General features: G+C 43.6%; 14 protein-coding genes. 6 read left to right on the forward strand and 8 right to left on the reverse strand.

Features of this window, described 5'->3' with window-relative positions; genetic code table 11:
* Positions 1-97: 97 nt before the first annotated feature.
* Positions 98-607 carry a PepSY-associated TM helix domain-containing protein gene (locus F0361_RS02705; RefSeq protein WP_154917119.1) on the forward strand — a complete coding sequence of 170 codons (510 nt, stop codon included), beginning with the start codon at positions 98-100 and terminating at the stop codon, positions 605-607.
* A gap of 73 nt (positions 608-680) precedes the next feature.
* On the opposite strand, the gene F0361_RS02710 is transcribed toward F0361_RS02705, so the two are convergent.
* From F0361_RS02710 to F0361_RS02730, 5 genes are read right to left on the reverse strand one after another with little or no spacing between them, the layout of a single operon-like run.
* Positions 681-2,996, reverse strand: coding sequence for a glycoside hydrolase family 3 protein (locus F0361_RS02710; RefSeq protein ID WP_154917120.1), 2,316 nt, complete (start codon positions 2,994-2,996; stop codon positions 681-683).
* Positions 2,997-3,016: 20 nt separating this feature from the next.
* Positions 3,017-4,627 carry a carboxylesterase/lipase family protein gene (locus F0361_RS02715; RefSeq protein ID WP_154917121.1) on the reverse strand — a complete coding sequence of 537 codons (1,611 nt, stop codon included), beginning with the start codon at positions 4,625-4,627 and terminating at the stop codon, positions 3,017-3,019.
* Positions 4,628-4,679: 52 nt separating this feature from the next.
* Positions 4,680-6,047, reverse strand: coding sequence for a D-arabinono-1,4-lactone oxidase (locus tag F0361_RS02720; protein WP_154917122.1), 1,368 nt, complete (start codon positions 6,045-6,047; stop codon positions 4,680-4,682).
* Between the two features lie 9 nt (positions 6,048-6,056).
* The gene (locus tag F0361_RS02725; RefSeq protein WP_154917123.1) at positions 6,057-6,974 is read right to left on the reverse strand and encodes a sugar phosphate isomerase/epimerase family protein; all 918 of its coding nucleotides are present in this window, start codon (positions 6,972-6,974) and stop codon (positions 6,057-6,059) included.
* A gap of 46 nt (positions 6,975-7,020) precedes the next feature.
* A complete protein-coding gene (locus F0361_RS02730) occupies positions 7,021-7,722 on the reverse strand; it encodes an NUDIX hydrolase (protein ID WP_154917124.1) in 702 nt (233 codons plus the stop codon).
* Positions 7,723-7,910: 188 nt separating this feature from the next.
* Between F0361_RS02730 and F0361_RS02735 the strand changes: the two genes are divergently transcribed.
* The 5 genes from F0361_RS02735 (at position 7,911) to F0361_RS02755 (ending at position 13,530) form a co-directional block, all read left to right on the forward strand.
* Positions 7,911-9,059, forward strand: a complete 1,149-nt coding sequence (locus F0361_RS02735; RefSeq protein ID WP_154917125.1) for an alpha-hydroxy acid oxidase — start codon at positions 7,911-7,913, stop codon at positions 9,057-9,059.
* A 379-nt stretch (positions 9,060-9,438) separates the two neighbouring features.
* Positions 9,439-11,073 (forward strand): carboxylesterase/lipase family protein, encoded by a 1,635-nt coding sequence (locus F0361_RS02740; protein WP_154917126.1) that lies wholly within the window; start codon positions 9,439-9,441, stop codon positions 11,071-11,073.
* A gap of 300 nt (positions 11,074-11,373) precedes the next feature.
* Positions 11,374-11,952, forward strand: coding sequence for a SanA/YdcF family protein (locus F0361_RS02745; RefSeq protein ID WP_246160795.1), 579 nt, complete (start codon positions 11,374-11,376; stop codon positions 11,950-11,952).
* 96 nt (positions 11,953-12,048) lie between these two features.
* Positions 12,049-13,242 carry an NRAMP family divalent metal transporter gene (locus F0361_RS02750; protein WP_317131720.1) on the forward strand — a complete coding sequence of 398 codons (1,194 nt, stop codon included), beginning with the start codon at positions 12,049-12,051 and terminating at the stop codon, positions 13,240-13,242.
* Between the two features lie 96 nt (positions 13,243-13,338).
* Positions 13,339-13,530 (forward strand): hypothetical protein, encoded by a 192-nt coding sequence (locus F0361_RS02755; RefSeq protein ID WP_154917128.1) that lies wholly within the window; start codon positions 13,339-13,341, stop codon positions 13,528-13,530.
* Positions 13,531-13,533: 3 nt separating this feature from the next.
* On the opposite strand, the gene F0361_RS02760 is transcribed toward F0361_RS02755, so the two are convergent.
* The 3 genes from F0361_RS02760 to F0361_RS02770 are packed head-to-tail and all read right to left on the reverse strand — an operon-like array spanning position 13,534 to position 20,920.
* Positions 13,534-15,453 carry an OmpA family protein gene (locus tag F0361_RS02760; protein WP_154917129.1) on the reverse strand — a complete coding sequence of 640 codons (1,920 nt, stop codon included), beginning with the start codon at positions 15,451-15,453 and terminating at the stop codon, positions 13,534-13,536.
* A 10-nt stretch (positions 15,454-15,463) separates the two neighbouring features.
* On the reverse strand, positions 15,464-16,450 hold the full coding sequence (locus F0361_RS02765; protein ID WP_154917130.1) for a PorP/SprF family type IX secretion system membrane protein: 987 nt from the start codon (positions 16,448-16,450) through the stop codon (positions 15,464-15,466).
* Between the two features lie 6 nt (positions 16,451-16,456).
* Positions 16,457-20,920: a Calx-beta domain-containing protein gene (locus tag F0361_RS02770; RefSeq protein WP_154917131.1), complete on the reverse strand. Its 4,464-nt coding sequence runs from the start codon at positions 20,918-20,920 to the stop codon at positions 16,457-16,459.
* Positions 20,921-20,937 lie beyond the last annotated feature (17 nt).

A 20,937-nucleotide genomic window follows, 5' to 3' on the forward strand; every position in this document is an offset into this window, starting at 1 on the left:
AAATCATTCGAATACCAGCAAAAATTAAGTCTTGCCCATTAAACCTTTTCCTATTTTAGGCCTCTAAAATTAGAGACACTAAATAACCAATATTATTATGAGTAGAAAATCAGAGAACACCTTTAGGGAATTTCACCGCTATCTAGGCTTTTTCCTTGCTGGTATAATGGCCGTTTATGCCATTAGCGGTATTGTGCTGACCTTTCGTAACACAGATTTCCTAAAAAAGGAGGTAACAATTACAAAAACCGTCCCTGCAGGCCTCAATGAGGAAAAACTTGGGGAGGAACTTAAAATGCGCTTCTTCAAGGTCGATAAGACCGAAGGCGATATTGTCTATTTTGGCAATGGCACCTATAACAAGGCTACGGGCGATGTAACCTATACGGAAAAACGTCAGCCCATCGTCATCGAAAAAATGAACAAACTGCATAAGATGCACCAAGGGAATCCCTTATTTTGGCTAGCAATCTTATTTGGGGTAGGTTTGCTGTTTTTTTCGGTATCCGCCTTTTTTATGATCAATCCAAAAGCGCCCATTTATAAAAAGGGTATCTATTTTGCCGTTGCTGGATTTTTATTGACGGTAGTCCTTTTGATGGTGTAATCCATTAGCAACCTTAAAAAAAACCCGGGCAATTGTCCGGGTTCTTTTTTTGGTCAATTGGTTATTTGAATTTTTATTTATACTTCGAAACACGCTCGTCGGTAATGAGCCCATTCCAATTTAGTCCGAAGGCGAAATCATATACATTTCCAGCAGCATCCGTGTACGGCACCATATCCCTTGGTACATCCTCAAATTGGGTTTCTACCGTGGCCATATCTGCCGGCATTTGAAAAGGCAGCAATGCCGATGGTTCGGCTTCTCCTGATATGATTTCCAAAAGTGCCTGATCCTGCACCCCAAAGCCCACTAAAATGGCATCGGACTGTTTTTCGATTTCCGAGAAGACCATGGGGTTGGTAGTATGTACCACCGTTAGCACCGGTTTGCCTTTCATGAGCGATTTTGTTCTCACTACCAATTCGGCATCGGACTTATTTGCTGTGGAAACCGATTTGTTTCGGTAGCTTCTATTCGTAAAATCTTCCAACGGGTCACCGCCTGCGATACTTTCCGCCCGAGCTTCGGTCGCCGTATAATCGCCGTATTGCAGACTTATCGGGAAGTACCCGTTACCACCCTTTTCAACATCGGCCTTATCATACCCTATTCCAGAAGAGGGACTTTCTATAAAAACCAATGCGATATCCGCAGCGTTTGGATCATCGGTCACCTCAAAATATTTTTTGACCAAATCCATGTTCACCGGATAGTCGTTGGTGGCCGGACTTTCCATACCCAAAAAATTTCGGCTTGCCGCCACGTAGCGCTTAGGCACATATACTTTCTGCTTTTCCTTCAAGGGAAGCACATTGTTCATATTTTTCAAAAGGACAATGGATTGGAGCTGTGCTTCGAATCCGGCTTTCATAAATGCCGGTTGACCTACCACTTTTTTCGTTTCCGCCGGTGCCACATACGGATTCTCAAAGACACCTACCCTAAAGATGTTCCTCAAAAGGCGTACTGCGGATTCCTCCATTCGTGCCCGCATTTTTTCCTCCCCATGCTCCTTTGTACCCATTTCATATGCATCCAAAATAGGTTGGGCGTTATTGTTGCCGCCAAACTGGTCCACACCGGCCATCAAGGCTTTGTAGTGAAGTTCAGCTTCGGATAGGTTTTCCAGTCCCCAAGGTTTTCCATCGATGAAATTGTCCATAACGGTATGCTCATGGGTCACGCTCCAATCCGTACAGACCACCCCATCAAATCCATATTTTCCACGTAGTAAATCCTTTATTATGTATTCATTGTAACCGTTCCCTACATTTTCCCCATTCTTGGCATCCTGGTTCCAGGAAATGGTATAATAGGGCATAACCGCAGAGGCCATTTTAGTACCGCCATCTAGTTTAAAGGCACCTTCTAAAAAGGGGGTCATGTGCTCATGGAAATTATTACCTGGATATACCGCATACTTTCCTGCACCGTAGTGGGCATCACGACCCGCTTCACCTGAACCACCGCCAGGCCAATGTTTGACCATGGCATTGACACTTTCAAAACCCCAACCACCGTCTTGGGACGATTGAAATCCGTCCGTATAGGCGCGTGCCATATCGGCCGCCAATTTTGAGCTTTCGCCAAAAGTGCCATTAAAGCGTGCCCATCTGGGCTCCGTGGCAATATCGATTTGTGGCGACAATGCTGTCGTAATTCCCAAGGCCCTGTATTCCTTGGACGCTATTTCACCAAATTTCCTCACCAAATCTGGGTTAAAACTTGCTGCCATGCCCAAGGAGCTGGGCCACATGGAAATATCCCCGCCCGAAGCGGCATCGTATTCCATACGGGCCACCGTGCCGTGTCGCGGATCTGAGCTATTATTGGCCGGTATGCCCAAGCCAACACCCTCACAAAAAGCCTGTAATTTATTGTTCCATTGGGCGGCAATCTCGGGGGACTGTACCGTGGTTATAAGCACATGACGTAAATTATCGGTTTCAAGGAACTTTTTCTGCTGATCTGTTAAGTCCGAGGGATCCGTTTTTCCCTCGGTAAAGGGTTCTCCATTATAGGTACCTGAGAAATACCCATTCGGCCTTGCTGGAATCGATTGATGACCCGAGTACAACATAAGTCCAGCAATTTGTTCAACGCTCATTTTCCTGGCCAGATCCAATGCCCTTTCATCCACCGTCTGACGCCAGTCCTCATAGGAATCCAATTCCCCGTTCCTGTTTAGGTCCTTGAATGCAAAACCTTCAACTGTCAATAGTTTTATTCCAGATTCCGGCTGATAGCCCAAGGTAGCGCCCCCTGTATTTTTAATCAGGGAATAGCTGTCCACTACTTCCTCCGTAAACTTGGGAGCCGTTTCACAGCTGGCGATTACCAGTGCAAGACTGCAAAGAAACAAAGGCGATACTTTATGAAATATTTGCATACTTTATATTTTGAGTGTGGTTAAAGGCTTGATGTCAACTCAAAAAGTTCCTTATCCAATTGGGGCTTCACCTCGCAGCTGACATCAAAGTGCATGGTTGCCGTATTCTCTTCTGTGTAGGCAGGCCATTCCGGTAAATTATCCGTGTTGGGGTTTCCTGTCGTGGCGAAATTAATCCACGCCTGGCTCATCTTATCGGCCAAGGCATGTGCCTCTGCACCACCACCGGTCATTTGATTTGCCTTGTCCACCGTATTAAAAACAAAGGGTAGTTCCATACAGTGTAGTGATTTGTATTTGCCGTCAAAAACCGGAGACTGCCATGTGAACAAATACATATATACGGGGGCTCCTCCTTCTAAGCTCGATTTTCTATTCGCCTGAGCAACTGCCCCAGGACGGAACATCGTATCCACGTCCAATAGGTCCTTAGGGTCCGTGTCATTTGGATAGGCCTTTTTAACCGCAGCGATGTATTCATCGGCCTTATCCTTGTAGGTGTCCTTGATATGTTTTATAATTTCGGATTCAGAAGCGTTCAAAAACCGCATATTGGCGAATGGTGCAAATTCGTTCTTAACAGTTCCTATCATTAAAGGAATGTTCTTGGACATTTCAAAAGCTTCGTTTGAATTAACTTGAAAAGGAAGGTCCTCTCCATCCCTGCTGGGCCCCCAGTTCAGTCCAAAACCTATGACCGGCTTTCCGGAATCCTTCATTTTTCGGGCGACATTTTGTAATGCTTTGGCACTGGCATCGGCCAATACTTGGAACGGTATCTTTTGAATACTATCGATGTTGGAGGCATCCAATCCCAAAATAGAAATGGTTTCCGCCGCTATGGCCTGCGTATCTTCCTTCTCCAATATACCGCTTCTCATGGCCCCGCTCTGGTTGATGGCCTTATGAAAAAGTCCTTTTGCCTTGGGCATGGCCATCAAGGTATTCACCTTGGCCCCACCCCCGGACTGACCGAATATGGTTACATTGTTGGGGTCGCCACCAAAATTCCCGATGTTCGCCTTTACCCATTCCAGGGCCATGACCATATCCAATATACTGTTGTTGGCGGAGTGCTTGTACTTTTCTCCATAGGCCGATAAATCCAAAAAGCCCAATACATTCAAACGGTGATTGATGGAAACCACGACCACATCCCCTTTTTTACTGAGGTTCTCCCCGTCATAGGAAGGGAGTTCATGACTTGAACCCGCCGTAAAACCACCGCCGTGAATCCAAAACATAACGGGCCTTTTTTTGCTATCCGAAATACTTGGGGTCCAAACGTTCAAACTGAGGCAATCTTCGTTGGTATAGCCCCAATCATGATCGAACACAAACTCCGATTCGTCCTGAACCGAAGTGGTAGGCGTCATCAAAGGAGCCACAGGACCGTACATGGTGGAACTGCGTACGCCTTCCCAGGCTTCGGGCTTTACGGATGCTTCAAAACGTTCCGCCTTGGCATAGGGAATTCCCTTATAGGTAAAAATTCCATTTTGGATATATCCGCGAACCTTGCCGCTTTCCGTATTCGTAACGGCTACATCCTTACCCGTGGTCACTTCTTGGGCCATTGTGGCCAAAGTAGTCATTGCCAGAAACAACGCATTTAGTACTAATTTTTTCATTTTTTTCGTGTTTGAATGAACTTGGTATTCATAGAAAATCCTAGTAGGACCACTAGGAATAAATGTTCGTGTTTAAATAATCATTTTTGAATTTCCCTTCTGGGTCATGTTGCTTGACCAATGCCAGAAAGTCGTTGAATTTGCTATACCTACTGGCTAATTTTTCCCGTGATATGGTAAAGAGTTTGCCCCAGTGTGGTTTGTAATTAAATGGCTCCAGTTCTGCCTCAATCATTTTAATAAGCGCCCCAACTTCTTCAGGGTTTTGTTTCCATGTGAAATGGATGGCCACACAATCCTGCTGATAACAAGGGCTCATCCAATAATCATCTGCCGCTATCGTACGTATTTCGGTAATCATTAATTGCGGAGAAATAAGGTCCCTCTTTTTTTCCAAGGTCAAAATCGCATCCAATGCCTGCTCCGTGGGTACAAAAAATTCCGATTGCAATTCCTCTCCGCTACTGGGCGTAAAGCCCATTTTAAAGTGGGGCAAGCGTTCGTACCAAGGTCCGGGAACTCCCATTTGGCCAGTACAGTTTTCTGCGGACAATTCCGTAATGGGGTGAAGGTTTCTAGTGGCGGCCTTTGCACCAAAATAAGTGTCGCCCAAATCCTTTACTTCTTCATCCGCTCTTCTCTTGACCCAAACCTGACTTATTTTTTGGTCTTGCCAATCTGTAAAAAGACTCACACTATATCCCCCCGATAAAATTTCCTGAAAATTATCCTGAAGGGATTCCAAGGGTAAATCCTGAAAAACGTCCTGGCGCACCTCAAAAGTTTCCTGGATATCCAAGGTCATTTTGGTAATGATGCCCAAAGCACCCAAATTTACGATGGCACCATCAAAAGCTTCATCTCCCCTTTTTAACACTACAATTTCTCCATTACCGTTTACCAATTCAATGACAGCGACACCTGTGGCAAGATTTCCATTTTTTACACCTGAACCATGGGTAGCCGTAGCGCAGGCACCAGCCACCGAAATATGGGGCAAGGAAGCTAAATTATGGAGGGCATATCCCTTTTCATGCAGTTGGGGGGCAAAATCCCCATACTTAGTCCCAGCACCTACGGTAACGGTCCTATTTTCCTCGTCCAGTCCCAAGACCCCTTTGAGGTTTTCTGTAGAAATTTGGTTCATGGGGCTGTCCGCGATGTTGTTGAAACAATGTTTGGACCCCAAGGCTTTTTGAGCGCCCAATTCCTTCACTAGTTTTTGAACTTCCTCAGCCGTTTTTGGAACATGAAGATTTTCCGCTTTATAGGTATAGTTCCCGGCCCAGTTTTTACGAATAGGTTCCAAAGGCAAATCTTCGGACATTTTGGCCTTTTCCATTTTGCAAGAGGCCAAAGGATTAATAGCGGTAACCGCGGCAAAAGCCGCGGTGGTTTTGATGAATGTTTTACGTTTCATGTTCGGTGTTTATTCAAATCCAAACTTCTTCAAGCCCTCATGGCTGATTTTAATGGCTTCCAGCGGTTTAAGTCCGTCAAAGGTCATATCCTGCTCTACCATATAATACTCCATACCGGACAGCTCCTTTTTCGCTAAAATCCTACCGAAATCAATGGTTCCCTCACCTACGGGCGCAAATCTGCCCTGGTCGTCCATATCCTTCACGTGCCATAATTTGAATCTGCCCGGATATTTCTCAAAATACGCTACAGGGTCTGCACCTGCTTTGGTCACCCAATACAGGTCCATTTGGAAGTTTACAAATTCCGGGTTACAGTTTTCCAAGAGATAGTCTATCATAACCACATCGTCATATCCTTTTTTGAACTCGAAATCATGGTTGTGATACAACAGTTTAAGGCCTGCGGCATTTGCCTTTTCCCCAAGGGTGTCCAAAATATCGGCCAATTCTTGGGCCGTACCTTTCATGCCCATGGTCCTATCTTCCATATTGAAAGTAAACATTCCCATTGGGGGAACGGGCACCACAAAGTATTCAAAACCGGCCGCCTTGACATCGGCCATCATCTGATCTGCATTCTCCAAGGTAACAGAACCTTGATGTGTACTTACCGGGGTCAAACCTACTTCTACCAAATAAGCCTTGAAATCCGCTGGGGACATATCGTAAAATTTTCCATCGGCATAACTTGCTGCCTCGATATTTTTATAGCCGGCATCGGCCACCGCCTTGAGGGTGGTTTTGGCATCGGTCCCCATGTCTTCCCGAACGGTATAAAGGGCCAATCCACCAAAATCAGTCTCTTCCTCCACTACAGTCGCTGGAGTCTCCGTTGCCTCACTTGCCTTATCGGCTTTTTCCTTACAGGAAAAGACCAACCCAGCCGCAACCAATACAAATACATTTAAGATTATTTTTTTCATGTTCATGTTGTTACTAATTATCGATTTATGTTTAAACTCAAAATGCTTATTTGAAACTGTATAAGTAAGGTGCCTTATGCGCCTTTCCTTGAAACAGTTTTTCGTGCCTTACCAGTATTTCCATGGACAGCATTTTTCGTTGAAAAGTGGTACGACGTATTTTTTCGCCCAAAATGGCCTCGTATACCTCCTGCAATTGCCGCATGGTGAACTTTTGGGGCAGCAGGTTGGTACCAACGATTTTTCGATCCAGATTAACGCGTAGGACTTCAAGCGCCTTATCCACCATCTTCTTGTGATCCATCATCAGGGGAGGCAGTTCGTCAATGGAATACCAGTTGATACTATCCGAAAGTTCATCGGGCCTTAGACTCACCTCCTCATAATTGATCAAGGCGTAATAGCCTATGGAAAGAAATCTGCCCAACATCCATTGGTGTTGCTCCAAATCCAGGTTGTTTTCGGTAAGGATCTTTTCCATGATCTTTGGGTCCGACCTTTCCAAACTTCCAAAGGTGTAAAACTGCTCCAAGTAAATATCCTGTAATCCCGTACGCTGACTGACGCCGTTTTTTACGGCATCGTCCAGACTTTGGTCCATTTTGACAAATCCCCCCGGCAATGCAAAATAGCCGGTATTGTGGTATTCCAACACAAGGATTTTCAGCTGGCTACCATTAAACCCGAATATGACGGAATCATATGACACATTCTGAATATAATCCCGCTTTTCTTTTGAACTACTCAAATTCAGTACTTTTAAAATCCCAAAGTATCAAATAACGAACAAAATGGACAGAAAACAAAGCATTATTGTAACAAAATGAGACAATAGCTTTGCTTTTTAACAAAAGAAAAATCAATTTCCCTAAATAATCAATAGAAAAGAACATGGTTTTAAAAAAACACCTAACTTTTGTTTTCAAATAAAAAGCCATGGCGAAAAATTTTGATTCCAATTATCCCTCGGTAGACGATTTAAGAAACAAGGCAAAATCCAGAATTCCACGATTTGCCTTTGAGTATTTGGACGGAGGTTGCAACGAAGATGTAAGTTTGGCGAGGAATACAAATGATATTCGCAAGGTACAGCTTGAACCCAGGTACCTACAGAATTATGGTACCAGTTCCACAATGACCAAAGTACTTGGAATGGAATTTGATGCTCCATTTGGAATTGCTCCAGTAGGACTACAAGGTCTCATGTGGCCCAATTCACCAGCTATTCTTGCAAAAGCCGCCTATAAACACAACATTCCTTTTATTCTGAGTACAGTAACCACCATGGATATTGAAAAAGCCAGTGAACTGACAGAAGGAAATGCTTGGTTTCAATTATATAATCCTGTAGATGATGCCATTAGAGATGATATTATCAATCGGGCCCAAGCTGCCGGTTGCCCGGTTTTAGTGCTACTGTGCGATGTCCCTACCTTTGGGTTCAGGCCCCGTGATTTTAAGAACGGGCTGGCACTGCCCCCAAAAATGTCCGTAGCCAACATCCTTCAGATTTTGGGCAAGCCTACATGGGCCTTCAATACCTTAAAGTATGGCCAACCCACGTTTGAAAATTTGAAGCCCTATACACCGGAGGGCCTTAACTTGAAACAGTTGGGGGCCTTTATGGACAAGACCTTTTCCGGCAGGCTCAATGCAGAAAAAATAAAACCCATACGGGACAAATGGAAGGGCAAATTGGTTTTGAAAGGTGTGGCCTCCGAGCGGGATACCAAAGATGCCATTAAAATGGGATTCGATGGGATTATACTCTCCAATCATGGTGGCAGGCAACTGGATGCCGCACAATCCACCATTGGCACCCTACAGGACGTTGCCGACAAATATGGTAACCAAATAGAAATTATGCTGGATAGCGGCCTACGTTCAGGACCCGATATCGCACGTGTCATGGCCAGTGGGGCCAAGTTTACCTTTATGGGCCGTTCCTTTATGTACGGCGTAGGTGCACTGGGTGCAAAAGGGGGTGACCATACCATAGGCATGCTCAAGACCCAATTTCAACAGGTGATGGACCAACTCTGCTGCGAAAGTGTCGCAGACTTACCTAAGCACCTTATTACCTAGTGCTTTTGGGTAATTGTAATAGGTTTTGATAAAAAATGCTCTCCCATCTTAACCTTTTAAGTTGATTTTTTTCATTTTGAAAAAAAAGTAAAATAACCCAGAAAACCATTTGTTATTAAAGATTTCAAACGTGTTTGTAAAGAAAATGATTACAAATCGTAACTAAAAAGTAATACGTATTTCTATTGTTTTATTAACTATTCAGACCACAAAGGTTTTAAATACCTTTGGGGTCTCAGTATCTTTCTTTTAGGATATTGGTAGTGTATTTCGCAAGTATTACGAAGTACTATTAACCATTATTTTTCAGGATATTAGGATATTCTCAAATAAACGATGTATTATTGTATCATATTGAGACAATGGAAAAATTAAAATCATGAAAAAATATATCCTGCCACTTTTCGTGTTGTTCGCATCTATAAATTTACTTATGGCCCAAGAAACAAACTCCTTTCCGGTTCAAGTATCGATAGAAAACGGAATCATCGAAGGAAATTATGATACCCATTCCGGAATTCAGCGCTATTTTGGTATCCCATTCGCCCAGCCTCCTGTTGGAGACCTGCGATGGAAAGCGCCCCAACCTGTTAAAAACTGGGAAGGCGTTAAGGAAACAAAAGCTTTTGGCCCAAGGCCGATGCAGACCATGGTCTTTGGGGATATGAAATCCCGTTCCAACGGGGTAAGCGAGGATTGTCTCTACCTAAACGTATGGACGCCTGCAAAAAGAGATACCAAAAACCTTCCGGTTTTGGTCTATTTTTTCGGCGGTGGCAACGTGGCAGGTGATGCTTCCGAACCCCGTTATGACGGGGAAAGCATGGCCAAAAAAGGAATTGTTGTGGTTACTACCAATTACCGACTCAATATTTTTGGTTTTCTTGCCCATCCGGAACTTAGTGCGGAAGCCAACTACAAGGCCTCTGGCAACTATGGCCTTTTAGATCAACATGCAGCCCTAAAATGGGTACAAAAAAACATAGCCGCTTTTGGTGGAGACCCAAATCACGTAACAATTGCAGGGGAATCTGCTGGATCCATAGGCGTAAGCCAACAAATGGCCTCTCCCCTATCCAAAGGGTTGATTGCCGGTGCCATTGGCGAAAGCGGAGCAGGAATACATCCCACCATGGCACCCGTTTCTTTGGAAGAGGCGGAAAAAATCGGTTTGGAGTTTGCAGAAAAAATAGGCTATCCAACATTGGCGGAATTACGGAGTTTGAGTACCCGCGAAGTGTACGAACTTTATAATGAATCCCAAAGATTTGGCTTTCCAGCGGTGCTTGACGGGTATTTTCTTCCTAAAACGCTCCCAGAAATCTTTGAAAATGAGGAACAAGCCATGGTTCCCCTACTATTGGGATGGAACTCAGCGGAAATTCCTGGAATGGCATTTACACAAGGGCCATACACTGTAGAAAACTATACCAACAAAGTAAAGGAGGCCTATCCAAAAGACGTTAAAAAGGTAATGGAACTTTATCCTGCCGGTTCGGAGAAAGAAATAGAACTATCCGCCACGGCATTGGCCTCCGATCGTTTTATTTCCTACAGTACCTGGAAATGGTTCGATTTACACCGAAAAAATAGCGACCAGCCGGTATATCGCTATCTCTATAGCAAACTTAGGCCACCATTAGTGGACAATACCAGAGCCAGTGGTTTGGCAGGCGGTACCGTAGAAAGAGGTGAGGATGTCCCCCCGGCACCAAAACCAGTGGGTGCACCCCATGCCTGTGAAATTGAGTATTGTATGGGGAACTTGTATTTGGTGGATGACTATGCCTGGACAGCTGATGATTTTAAGGTTTCCGCCGATATGCAGAATTACTTTGCAAACTTTATAAAAACAGGCAACCCCAATGGCGAAGGTTTACCGCAATGGGACGCGGCCACTGGAAAGGACGATACCCCACCGGTAATGGTCATAGATACAGAGAGTAAGTTGATCAACGCTAAAACTGATGCTCGTTATGAATTTCTCGATCAAGAGTATAGTAATAAAAATTAGAAATCTTTGGACCTTTTATAATGTTTAGATTAATAAAACTATAGTACTTAACGTAGTTCCCTTTGACAATCTTTAAGGTGGCGTTATCACTTTCGCCCTCTTGATTTTGACATTTCAGCATTTACTGCTATTGTATCGAGGGAATTTCGTAATTCTATAACCAAAAGGAGTTGGCTTCAAAAGAATACCTATTTTTGATAGTACCAATATTTCTTTACATTGATAAGGCATCTATATTCAGGTATAAGGAAAAGATTTTTACCCATTCTAATCTTTTTTGCGGGCATTATACTTTTATCCTTGATAGTCTGTAATATCCTGATCAATTCCTTTGCGGAGGGAAAAACGTATTCCAATCTTACGTCCATTCCTAAAAATAAAGTAGGAATAATTTTAGGTACTGCCAAGAACATCAAAGGGGGTGGTTCCAATCCATATTATGAATACCGACTGAATGCAATCGTTTCCCTCTTTAAAGCCAAGAAAATTGAATTTATTTTGGTAAGTGGGGATAACGGCAGTATTTACTACAATGAGCCTACTACCATAAAAAATGACCTAGTATCATCTGGTGTCCCAGCCGATAAAATTTTCCTGGACTATGCAGGTTTTCGCACTCTGGATTCCATGGTACGGGCCAAGGAGGTTTTTGGACTAGATGATGTTACTGTAGTCTCACAAAAATTTCATAATGAACGGGCTATATACATAGCCCACAAAAATGAGTTGAACGCCATAGGATTCAATGCCGAGGACATCTCTTTGGAATCCGGTTTAAAAGTACAATTAAGGGAGTACTTTGCCCGTGTAAAGGTCTTTATAGATTTGGCCCTTAACACCCGACCTAAATTTTCAGGGGATAAAATTAAAATCGAATGATTACATTCGTTTTAAAATAATTTTGGGTTCTTTTCATTCATGGGGACATTTCGAATTTTGATCAAGAATCTTGGGCCAGGCTTACTTTTTGCCAGCATGGCGATAGGCACATCACATTTGGTACTTTCCACAAAGGCAGGTGCACAATATGGTTGGATTATGATCATCCCTATCGTTTTGGCCAATGTACTCAAATATCCCTTTTTTGAATTTGGCGTTCGTTATACGAGCATAACCAACAAAACCCTTATTGAAGGGTATTTGAACCGAGGCAAAGGCTATCTATGGTTTTATGCTTTTATCACACTCTTTTCCACGTTTACCATTTTGGCGGCCCTTTACACAGTAACTGCCGGACTCTTTATAAATCTTTTTAAGATGCAAGGTATTTCCATAAGTATGGTGGCCCTAGGTCTCTTTGTGTTTATAAGTACTATACTAATTGTTGGGAAATACAAATTTTTGGAAATAAGCCTGAAATTTGTGGTCAGCATCCTTTTTGTGGCACTTATCGTAACTACGGCCCTTGTCCTTTTTAATGGGAAGACCACTGCAATCGTTGGTTTTGAACCCACACCTATTTTTAACGAGGTGGGTATCCTTTTTTTGATAGGTCTTATGGGGTGGATGCCTACCACTGTAGAGGCGTCCAGTTGGGTAAGTCTTTGGAGTATTGAAAAATGGAAGACCCAGGACAAGCCAAGCCTAAGGGAGTCCCTTCAAGAATTTAATCTTGGCTATTTTTTCACAGGCCTGCTCGCCATTTTCTTTATGCTCATCGGTTGGTTTACCCTGTATGGTACCAATACCGTATTAAGTGACAATTCGGTACAGTTTGCGGACCAAGTAGTACAACTGTTCACTACGCATATAGGCCCTTGGGCCTATATTTTCATTGCCGTATCCGCATTTGCTACCATGTTCAGTACGTGTATGACGGCCCATGATGCCGTCAGCCGTGTTAGTTTGGACATATTGGACTTGTTGCTTCCTAAACAAACCACTAGGCAAACCAAACTGAATTTTGCGGTAACAGTACTTGTATTAGCCGTTGTAAATTATATTGTGATTTCGGTTTTTTCAGCAAACATGGGGAATTTGGTGGCGCTGGCCACATTTGTATCCTTTGTGGTGGCACCCATCATTGGCTATATGAACTTGAAAAACGTAATGAGCGCCGATATCGACCCACGCTTTAGACCTGGTAGTGCCCTTCGTCTCCTAACCTATTTGGGCATTCTATTTCTTTCGCTTTTTTCCCTTTACTACTTCTGGATCGTGATTTTTTAAAACCACCTGGACCCTTTTAAATAGGAGTGTTTTGGGACGATTTGCGATTGATCCTTGATTTTTAGACCTTTGCACCTGACAAATGCAAAAGAAATCATGAAGCTTATTTCCATTAGAAGAAGAACAAAAAAAGAAAGAAGGTACACGCAAAAGATGGGCGTTCTTTACACCGATGTGACCTACATTAAAAAATACGCCATAGGCATTCCCTTTAAGACACTCCGAAAATACAGAGGTACCTACTACGGTAAAATAAAGGATTGTGACGATTGCGTATTGGCGAACTAAGCCCTAATTACTTACTACCTCGATCAAAGTCCGTTCGTTCTGTTTGTGAAGGAAGTCCAAGCAATACACCCCATTGGTACAGTTGTTCTTGATGTTTTCCTCACCATATCCTATGGATTCCAAAATGGTTTCGGAAGGGACGCCCTTGCTTACCAAATAATAACGAACGACATCCGATCTTTCCTGTGACAACTTTTGGTTGGTGGCATTACTGCCCCTACTGTCCGTATGGGTCTCTATGCGTAACTTAATATCGGGAAAGTTTTGTACCGCTTCCACTACCTTGTCCAGCTCCATGGTAATTTCGGGGGTCAAGGTGCTATTGCCTTTGGGGAAATAAAACTTTTTAAGTCGTACGACCTTTTTACCTTCAGTCTCCTCCACCAGGTCTTCCAATTGAAGTAAGCTTATGCTATATGGGCTTTTTTGGATTTCTTCCAATTGCTTACCAGAATAGGATTTTGAATATGCGGAAAACTCCCCTTTTCCAGATTGTACCGTGATTTCATCCTGCCAAGGTATTTCTACTGTAAAATCGCCATTTTCTGCACTATACAATTCCTTTAAGACATTCCCTTCATTGTCCAATAGTTTGATCTGTGCCTTGCCGATTCCTTGGTTGGAGGAAGCGTCCACCACAGTTCCTCGGAGAGCAAACGTCTTAAGTCCGGGCATAGCATCCATGCGAAAGGCATAGATATCGTCACCACCCTTTCCGCCGGGTCTATTGGAGGCCAAATACCCCATATACGTATCGTTTTCCTGTTTGATGATGAACCCAAAATCGTCTTCCTTGGAATTGATGCCCTCACCCAGATTTACGGGTATGCCGTATACATCCCGACTTTGGATTCTGGATTTATAGACATCCATACCCCCCAGGCCATAAAAAACATCGGAAGAAAAATAAAGACTGCCGTCAAAAATGAAAGGCGCGATTTCGTTCCCAGGAGAATTGACCCGGGGACCCAGATTCACAGGTGCCGACATTACCTGGCCGTTGTTCGTGGATACGTAATAGAGATCTGTACCTCCATAACTATCATCAAAATTCGCGGCAAAATAGAGTCGGTCCGTTGCATCATCAAAAAAAGGATAATAGAATGATGTACTTAGGTTCTTTAGCAAAAACCTGAACTGCCCAGAGTTATAGGACATCCCCATCGCGAGTGAATTTTTCCCGTTTTCATCATAGGTCAACTCTCCTTCTTCAGCATTGGACAAAATATAAAAGAGTCTTTCGTTTTCCTCGGAATAAAAAGGTGTGGATTTATGGAACTTGGAATCGGGCACTTGATCGAACAACTGTACAACTCCTGTTTTACCGGTATCGCTTATGGCAACTTCATAAATATCCAAATAAGATTCTCCAGACGGCACGTACACGCCTTTTGACTTTAAAGGCCTGCTACTGCTGAACAAAAGCTTGTTTTTGTAAAAGGCGGGTGAAAAATCGGTCTGTGGAGAATTGATAGGCAGGTTGACAAGGTCTACGGTATTGGCATTATTGGCACCCATTTCCAGTATTTGAAAATTGAACTCCGCATTTTCCATCAATTCATTGGATAACACCGGGGATTTTGAGCGCAGGAAGGTCTGTACGCGCTCCTTGTTGGAAGTTTTTGACAAGCTTTGCAATAATTGGTTGAATTGAAGCACGGTCATTATGGAGTCCTTTTTATTGACTTCCTGATAGATTTCCGATGCATTTTTATAATTCCCAACCTTAAAATAGGAATCGGCCAAATTCAACAATTGCGAATTGCTCAAGGAACCTTTTTGTTGTTCTTTTTGGTATTCTGTTATCGCCTTTTGATATTGATATCCGTAGAAATAATTATCGCCCTTGGAATTTTTGCCCTGCGAAAATAATAAGCTGGGAAGGGCAATGAATAACAAGAAAATATATGTTGTAACCTTCATATTCTTCATATTAGAAAAATCTTGGAGAATCAATTTGTTTGGGTTTACCCTTGGCACCTTTCGATTCCTTATCGGCGGAGCCACCAGAACCTCTTCCCAGATAGAACTTAAGTATGACCTCGTGGGAACCGCTGTTGAACTCCCCCAACGGATTGGTATTGTAATCGTACGAATATCCAATAAATGTACCATTGGAAATTTGGAAGCCTGCCAAGCCACTGAATGCATTGTCCAACCGATACGAAGCGCCCACGGTGAGTACATCACTTATTAGGAAATTAGTGGATAAATTAATATTCACCGGAGCTCCGGACAAGGTATTGACCAAAAATGCCGGTTTAAACTTGAGTCCATCCGAAAGGTCAAAAACATAGCCCCCAATAAAGTTGAACTGTAGCTTGTCCTCTACGATGGAGGCCACGTCATCATTATAAATGCCCTCCGTTAGAAAATTGGGTACCGATGCTCCCAGATACCATTGATCTGCATACATGAACAGACCGGCCCCTATAGTGGGATAAAATCTGGTTATTTGCTCCTGATTTAAAGGTTCACCGGGGTTTTCAAAGGTTCCTTTGGAAAAATCGACATTCAGAAAAGAGCCGCCCGCATCCATTCCAAAAGACAATTTTGTCTCGTCTGATAGATTTACCTGATAGGAATAGGATAGGTCCGCATAGGTCTGGGTAACAGGTCCGATCTGATCATTGACCACATTGAATCCCAGCCCCATCGTTTCGTTGCTCAAGGGAAGGTTCGTACCAATCCTAATCGTTCGAGGTGCTCCGGGAATATCGATCCATTGTGCGCGGTACAAGGCAGCGATTTCCGGTGTTTCAACGGTCCCCACGTATGCCGGATTGAAACTCCCAATATTATACATATACTGGGTGTACTGCGGTTCCTTTTGACCGAAAACCGTATTTGAAACGAGAAATACACCTAGGACGAACCCAAGGATACTACCGAATGTTGATCTGTTCTTTAGGTATTCCATTGCAATCTATCTAATTAATTGGATCCAACCTTTGTCCGTCTTACTTTCCATGGGACCAAGGGCATCCAACAAAGTATATTCCAGTACGTAGAAATATGTCCCCTTGGGCACTTCCTTGCCCTTAAAAGTTCCGTCCCATACATCCGCAACGGATTGGCTTCCATTTTGTACTGTATCCGCCCCCTCAAAAACCGTATTTCCATACCTGTCCACAATCGAAATGGCATATTGGATTCCCACCAGGTTGTTGTCTGCATCCTCTAGGTTTAGTCGTAAAACATCGTTGGTTCCATCTCCATTGGGTGAAAACTGATTGAATAGGAAACCGGGGTCAGCGGATGTCCGTTCGTTTATGGTAATTTCTATCGTACTTTGATTGTTGGTCGCATCCTTACTGTCCCTGGGCGACGAACGGTCAATGATGGCCGTATTCCTGAAACTTCCCACAGCGGTAACCCTACCCGTAATTTGCAGCTCGACAGCATTTTCCTCACCGGCCAGTAATGAAGGTATTGTCCAAATACCAGTTTCTTCAGCATATACACCGATGCTTGCACTACTAAATTCATATTCAAAAAGGGACTCTTTCCCTACCTCGATACTATCGCGTACTATGATATTTTCAATGGCTTCCGCAAAGTCCGATGCATTGGTAAGATTGGTTACCTTGATGGTGAACGTAATCTGTTCTCCCACCAAAGGTGTTTCATTGTTCACTGACTTTTCTATGTCCAAATCTATGCCTTCGTATACTTGTGTTTCTATTGAAAGGATTCCCTTATCATTTTCAGGATTATCATCCAATGGCGTTGAAGTAATTAATTCCGCCATATTCGTGTAGCTTCCATCCTCCAGCACTATCGCTTTAATATCCAAAGTGGCTGTTCCCAATGCCGGTAAATTGACCATTGTCCATGTCCATGATTCGTCAAGTGGGCTATATTCTCCTAAAGACGTTGTATGGGACACATAGTCAAATCCCGTACCGGTCAAATCATCAACTATGATGACCTCATCCACTGGTTTATCTGTTAGGTTCCTTACCGTTATGGTAAACGTAATTTCTTCTCCCGGAGCTACATTTTCACGATCGGCTACTTTGGTAATTTCCAAATCAACTGGGCAGTCCGGGCTAGAATTATCGGGAATACATGGATTATCGTTGGCAGGATCCTGCTGATCATTGACACCATCACCATCAGAATCCAAGATATTGGAATCCAAGGCATCGATAATACCATCTCCGTCCTCATCCAAAGGATTTTGAATATCGGGACCAACTTCCTCCCCGTCCAAGATTCCATCCCCATCAGTATCTGGGTTATTTGGATCTAAATCAAGTGCAAATTCCTCACCTGTTAACAATCCGTCGTTATCATCGTCCACATTACAGTCGCTTACGGTAATTACCACATCTACGGAGATATCGGTACAAGGTGCCGTGGCCACATTGGTGGTATAGGTAAAGGTATAGGGGCCATTGGGAACGCCTTCAAAATCCACTTCGTTATCAGCATTTATGACCAAGGTATTTCCGTTTGCCGTCCATGTTCCAGCACTTGCACCTACCAATCTACTGTCCAAATCAACGACCGTATTACCAAAGGCGGCAACACTACAGGCGCCTCCATTCGCAACAATGGTACCCGTAGTAGGCTCATTACCTATGGTAGCAACCACCTCAACCCTTTCGGAAACGCATCCGTTGGAAACGGCTTCTACATAAAAACTGGTTGTCGATGAAATATTGGGGGTAGTGAAATTTTCACCGGCCCCAATAGGTGTAACCGCAGTTGGAGAAGTGTACCAGCTTAGGGAAGCTCCTCCACTGGCCTCAGCCGAAAGCTCTACTGTTCCGGGTCCACAAGCCTCACCATTGTTTGTTTGAATTATTTGAGGAATGATATTCAAGGTAAGTTGTACCTCAATCGTACCACTGGCACAGTCATCGGCAAAATTATTGGGCGTACCGTTATCGTCTAGGAAAAATCCAAAATAAGAACCTTCTAAAGTAGGATTGTCAACCTCGGCCGGTAATAAATAGGCATTCTCGTTTAACGGGTCATTACTGGTACTCCATACTAACCTTGTGGAACCTACCCGTCCGGCAGGGGGCGTTGTGCTTGTATAATCATCCAAACTAGAAATCGTTGTATTCTGAAAAATGGGTGTGGGTCCTGAGGTTGATTCCACGCCACAAAACGTTGTTTCCAAGCTTGTATCCAGTTCTGGTGCCGCCACACAATTATCATCGTCATTGATGGTTCCTATGGCCGTACCCCCATTTGTTAACTGAACTCCATTGGTAGGTGAACCCAATTGAACCGTAAAGGTTTCACTATCCTCCAATAGTTGATCATCTACTAAGGTCACTGTAATCGTTTCTACTTCACCGGCCGTACCTGTAAAGGACAAATTACCGTCTGAGGCCGTGTAATCAACGCCACCCCCTGTTGCCGTACCATCAGAAATAGTATAAGAAACAGTGGTCCCCCCAGCTACCGCAATATCCAGTACAACCTCAAAAACCATCTCTCCTGAAGCGACATTCTCATTGGCCGTAACATCAGAAATGGTTAAGGTGGCTTGATCATTGTCAGCAATGTTTACCGTTGCAGATCTTGTCCCCGCCGTTCCCAAATCGTAATCCGGGGAACTATCGGTCAAAGTTAAAATTACGGTTTCGGTACCTTCCTGTATTTGATCATCTATTGGTGTTATGGAAACTGTTCTAAATTGTTGTCCGTTAGGTATGCTTACGCTAGCACCTATATTGGCATAATCCGTTCCATTAGTTGCCGTTCCCGTAATATTGTAGGTAACGACAATAGGTCCGCCGGTAGTATTCGGCGACCCCAAGTCTATGGTGAAAAGTCCGGTTGCCGTGGCAGGAGTGTTTTCTGCAGCAGTGGCATCCGTTGCAGTAATGGTTGCCGTGAAAATATCATCGTCCAATATGGTTACGATAGCCGAATTAGGGGCGCCTATGGCATAGGCCGATGAACTGACCGTACCCAAATTGAGTACTACCGTTTCATCGCCTTCCACTGCAGTATCATTTATTGGGGTTATATTAATATCTATGGAATCATCGTTGTTTCCAAAGACAGCCGTACCGGCCCCACTTTCATTGAAATCCTGCCCCGGCCCAGAAGCTGTTGCCGTTCCACTAAATGAGTATGTTACAGTGATATCACTTCCTGTGGTATTGGGTTGGCTAAGGTTTATCTGGAATCTTCCTCTATTACCCCCACCTCCACCTTCTTCGTTCGTGGTCTCTCTACCAGGTTCTGTCACCACTGTAACTTGTCCCACATCGTCATTTAGAATGGTGCCTATTGCGGTATCAGAATCATCAATCAAAGGGTCCGACGCTGTTAATGAGACTATAAAAGTTTCATCTGCTTCCAAAATATTATCGTTTAAAGACGAAACGTTGAATTGTCTAGTTTCACCAGCTGTACCATTAAAATTTAACGTCTGCTGAACATTATTATAGTCCTCGGGCGCAACTAAAGGAGGAGCTCCACCTTGAGCGGTTCCTCCTCCAAAATTCACATTCACAGAAAAAGGATTTGCCACAGCGTTATTCAAAGTAACCGTAAACTGCATGGACAGACCTTCGGTTTGAGAAACATCTTCAATGGTCAATGTGGCCGTATCGTCATCCTCATTAGTAACCGTTAATTGTGCCACATCTGCTCCACTTAAAGCATCATAATTGGGATCTGGAGAAGTTACGTTACCGGTATTTATCGTTGTGGTAATGTCTCCGTCCGCAATTGCATCATCCAATCCGGTTATAGTCAAATCGACGCCAGTGTTCCATTGTGCTGGCGGAATGACCACACTCGCTGGCCCAGAGTTCTCGGTCGCATCATAATTATTTATGGGTATGGTAACACTTGCAGTTGGTTGGCTTGTTAGTGTGAATGTAAAAGTTGCAGTGCCACCAGCTTCTGTGGTAGTTCCGATAGTAGGAGTAACATTTACACCGGCAACATCATCGTCAGCAATGTTGATCGTTGCGCTGCCCGTTCCAATAGTAGTGCCTGAAGGTACAGTTGTAATATTCACTATTACATTCTCAGTAACCTCAACAAAAAAATCGTCCAGAACTTCCAAATCAACAATGGCAAATCCGGTTCCAAAAATACCGGTTGTTATTGCTACTTGAGCGGGGATTGGATTAAAATCAGCTCCAGATGTCGCAGTACTTGCTCCGTCTAGACCCAACCCAATAATATAATTATTACCAATTCCGCCTCCAGTTACACTTACAGTAAACTGTCCATCTACAGGACCATCTTCATCGGCATTGGGTTGCGATGCCGATATGGAAACCGTTTGTCCGTACACATCCCCACCCATAAAACCTAAAGTGAAGAAGAGTACCATAAAAAAGACCCAATTATGAAAGGAAAGTTTTGGGACTTTGCGTAAAGTGCGGAGGTTATTATTCAAATTCATAGCGTTACTTATAAAAC

Source organism: Maribacter flavus (assembly GCF_008386635.1).
GTDB classification, from domain to species: domain Bacteria; phylum Bacteroidota; class Bacteroidia; order Flavobacteriales; family Flavobacteriaceae; genus Maribacter; species Maribacter flavus.

What these genes read in the sequence shown, in the direction of transcription:
- F0361_RS02720 (WP_154917122.1), bottom strand. Translation starts at nt 6,047, where the DNA reads ATGAAACGTAAAACATTCATCAAAACCACCGCGGCTTTTGCCGCGGTT.
- F0361_RS02755 (WP_154917128.1), top strand. Translation starts at nt 13,339, where the DNA reads ATGAAGCTTATTTCCATTAGAAGAAGAACAAAAAAAGAAAGAAGGTAC.
- F0361_RS02740 (WP_154917126.1), top strand. Translation starts at nt 9,439, where the DNA reads ATGAAAAAATATATCCTGCCACTTTTCGTGTTGTTCGCATCTATAAAT.
- F0361_RS02765 (WP_154917130.1), bottom strand. Translation starts at nt 16,450, where the DNA reads ATGGAATACCTAAAGAACAGATCAACATTCGGTAGTATCCTTGGGTTC.
- F0361_RS02760 (WP_154917129.1), bottom strand. Translation starts at nt 15,453, where the DNA reads ATGAAGGTTACAACATATATTTTCTTGTTATTCATTGCCCTTCCCAGC.
- F0361_RS02715 (WP_154917121.1), bottom strand. Translation starts at nt 4,627, where the DNA reads ATGAAAAAATTAGTACTAAATGCGTTGTTTCTGGCAATGACTACTTTG.
- F0361_RS02705 (WP_154917119.1), top strand. Translation starts at nt 98, where the DNA reads ATGAGTAGAAAATCAGAGAACACCTTTAGGGAATTTCACCGCTATCTA.
- F0361_RS02750 (WP_317131720.1), top strand. Translation starts at nt 12,049, where the DNA reads ATGGCGATAGGCACATCACATTTGGTACTTTCCACAAAGGCAGGTGCA.
- F0361_RS02725 (WP_154917123.1), bottom strand. Translation starts at nt 6,974, where the DNA reads ATGAAAAAAATAATCTTAAATGTATTTGTATTGGTTGCGGCTGGGTTG.
- F0361_RS02770 (WP_154917131.1), bottom strand. Translation starts at nt 20,920, where the DNA reads ATGAATTTGAATAATAACCTCCGCACTTTACGCAAAGTCCCAAAACTT.
- F0361_RS02710 (WP_154917120.1), bottom strand. Translation starts at nt 2,996, where the DNA reads ATGCAAATATTTCATAAAGTATCGCCTTTGTTTCTTTGCAGTCTTGCA.
- F0361_RS02735 (WP_154917125.1), top strand. Translation starts at nt 7,911, where the DNA reads ATGGCGAAAAATTTTGATTCCAATTATCCCTCGGTAGACGATTTAAGA.